A 510-nucleotide genomic window follows, 5' to 3' on the forward strand; every position below is an offset into this window, starting at 1 on the left:
CCACGGTGCAGCACGGTTTGGTGCATCCGCCATCGCGAGCGATCAACATGATCCGCTGCGCAGGGGAGGCGATGCGCTTGGTGCGGAACAGATCCAGCGCCGATCCGGTGGCTTGGTCGAACACCGCTAGGTAGTGGTTGGCGTGGCCGGCCAGCCGGATCACCTCACTGATGGGCATGCGGGTGCCCCCGCCGGTGGTGCCGACCCCGGCCCGCGATTCGAGGTCCTGCAACGTGGTGCGGATGATGATCGACACCGGTAGCCCGTTGAGCCGGCCCAACTCACCGCTCATCAACGCGATACGTCCCACAGCGATCAGCGCGTCGTGCTGACGCTGGGCCAGGCTGCGGTGGTCGTTGTCGATCTGGGCCTGGGAGGGGGTGCCCGAGGTGCACGGCTGGGCATCGTCGGGATTGCACATGCCCGGGGCGGCGTATTTGGCGAAGATCGCCTCCCACACCGCCCACGCTTCGGGGGTCAGCATCGCGCGCAGCCCCACCATCCCGTCGG

1 protein-coding gene is annotated in these 510 nt (G+C 68.0%); it reads right to left on the reverse strand.

The window, feature by feature from the left end; all coding sequences use genetic code 11:
* Positions 1–510: DUF222 domain-containing protein (locus AAHH99_RS24915; protein ID WP_418771139.1), on the reverse strand; the 510-nt coding region annotated here is incomplete at both ends.

The sequence above is a fragment of the Mycobacterium neumannii genome, from assembly GCF_048452905.1.
GTDB lineage: Bacteria > Actinomycetota > Actinomycetes > Mycobacteriales > Mycobacteriaceae > Mycobacterium > Mycobacterium neumannii_B.